The organism is Mesorhizobium sp. M7A.F.Ca.CA.002.04.1.1, from assembly GCF_004022805.1.
Taxonomy (GTDB): domain Bacteria; phylum Pseudomonadota; class Alphaproteobacteria; order Rhizobiales; family Rhizobiaceae; genus Mesorhizobium; species Mesorhizobium ciceri.
Window position 1 is genome coordinate 1 of sequence record NZ_RZPL01000914.1, and the last position, 1,914, is coordinate 1,914.

Annotated in this window: 4 protein-coding genes; 1 reads left to right on the forward strand and 3 read right to left on the reverse strand. The window is 59.9% G+C overall.

Annotation, left to right across the window (positions count from 1 at the left end; translation table 11 throughout):
* From ENZ75_RS30365 to ENZ75_RS30375, 3 genes are all read right to left on the reverse strand, one after another.
* Window positions 1-476, reverse strand: a 476-nt coding sequence (locus ENZ75_RS30365; RefSeq protein WP_281061314.1) for a biotin carboxylase N-terminal domain-containing protein, incomplete at its 3' end; no start/stop codon positions are given.
* Window positions 476-709: an acetyl-CoA carboxylase gene (locus ENZ75_RS30370; RefSeq protein WP_013533152.1), complete on the reverse strand. Its 234-nt coding sequence runs from the start codon at window positions 707-709 to the stop codon at window positions 476-478. The genes ENZ75_RS30370 and ENZ75_RS30365, both read right to left, overlap by 1 nt.
* Window positions 710-775: 66 nt before the next feature.
* The gene (locus ENZ75_RS30375; RefSeq protein WP_128278568.1) at window positions 776-1,498 is read right to left on the reverse strand and encodes a LamB/YcsF family protein; all 723 of its coding nucleotides are present in this window, start codon (window positions 1,496-1,498) and stop codon (window positions 776-778) included.
* A gap of 135 nt (window positions 1,499-1,633) precedes the next feature.
* Between ENZ75_RS30375 and ENZ75_RS30380 the strand changes: the two genes are divergently transcribed.
* The coding region (locus ENZ75_RS30380; protein ID WP_164888128.1) for a LysR family transcriptional regulator at window positions 1,634-1,914 on the forward strand (281 nt) is incomplete at its 3' end.

Here is a 1,914-nt window from a genome sequence, read left to right on the forward strand (position 1 = left end):
GCCTTGATCATCACCGGAAAACCGGTTGCGGTCAGCACCTCGTGGCCAGCCTCGAGGCCCTCGACCCGGCCAGCCGAGCCTGGCACGACGGGGACACCTGCAGCGGCAGCGGCCGATCGCGCCGAGACCTTGTCTCCCATCATCCGGATCGCATCTCCCGACGGGCCGACGAAGACCAATGCAGCGCCTGTGACCGCGTCGGAAAACGCGGCATTCTCGGCAAGGAACCCATAGCCTGGATGAACACTGTCGCAACCGGTGTCGCGGGCAGCCTTCAGAATTGCTTCGACATTGAGATAGGACTTCTTTGCAGCTGGTGGGCCGATGTTGACCGCTTCGTCCGCAAGCTGGACGTGGAGCGACTCGGCGTCTGCGGCCGAATACACCGCCACGGTGGCGATCCCCAGATCTTGCGCGGCCCGGATGATCCTGACCGCTATCTCGCCCCGGTTGGCAACCAGAAGCTTTTTCAGCATCAGTCGAGATCCGCAATAGGTGCGCCGGCCATGATGGGATCCTCATTGTCGGCAATGAAGCGGATGTTCGTACCGGCCGTCTCGGCCCTCACTTCGTGGAACGACTTCATCACTTCGATGAGACCGATTACGTCTCCGGCGGACACCGCGTCGCCATCCGCCTTGTATGGCGGCTGGTCTGGCGAAGCGCTGCGATAAAAAGTGCCGGGAAGAGGTGAAAGAATCTGGGCCATAAAAAGCTCCGGAAAACTGCGGACAGACTAATCTGGAACCGCCCGCGCGGGCGGGTTCGGTCGAGTTCAGTGCCAGGGGGCGATTGCGGTGCGCACGGCCCGGGCTATTTCGATGGCGTTCGGCGTATCGGAATGCACGCAGATGGTTTCGCAGCGTACAGGGAAGAAACTGCCGTCCTCTGCCGTGCCCTCGCCCTCCCTGATGGCGCGTACGCACCGCTCGGCCATCTCTGCGGGGTCCTTGGCGTCATGAACGCGTGTCAAGATCAGCTTGCCGGAGGCATCGTAGTCGAGATCGGCATAGAACTCAGCGACAAATGGGATACCGCGCTCTTGATAGATCTTCTCATGCAGGGTGCCCGTCATGCCGAAGAGGGGTACGCCGAAAATCTCTGCCGCGTCGCACACGCCATGGGCTATTGCCTCCTGCTGCATGGCCATGAAGTAGAGGCTGCCATGCGGCTTGATGTGGTGGAGTTCCACACCCTCGGCCTTGAGGAAGCCGGCAAGCGCTCCCACCTGGTAAATGATGGTGTTTCTGACTTCTTCGCGGGTCATCCGCATCTCGCGCCGGCCGAAACCCTGAATGTCGGGCAAGCCTGGATGGGCGCTGATCTTTACGCCACTCGCCTTGGCGCTGCGGACGGCGGTGTGCATGTGATCCGGATCGGAAGCGTGAAAACCACAGGCGACATTGGCAACGTCGATGATGGGCATCATGCCCATATCATCGCCAACCTTGTAGAGGCCAAAGCTTTCGCCCATGTCGCAGTTTAGCGTCACCGCCATCACATTGTTACCCCTCGAAGCTGCCGTCTTTGCGGCGTTGCAGCATTTTTTGCGCATGCGAGGGCATTTGTGAAATAGTAGTTTATTGATTGTCATATCAAAAAAACAGATAATGGTTCTGGGCCAGGGCGCACCATGACCATCACCTTGAAACAGCTGGATTATTTTATCGCGACCGCCGAGAGCGGACAGGTCAGTCATGCCGCGGTGGAACTCAACATCTCGCAATCGGCGGTCACTGCGGCGATAAAGACGCTTGAGGCTGACCTGGGCGTACGGCTTTTGGAGCGTAACCACGCTGGCGTAAGACTGACGATGGAGGGCGCGCGGTTTCTTGAACATGCGCGTGTTATCACCGGGGCCGTCGCTGCCGCCGTCCGAAGCCCGTTGCGCGCTAGGAAAGGCCTGGCGGGCAA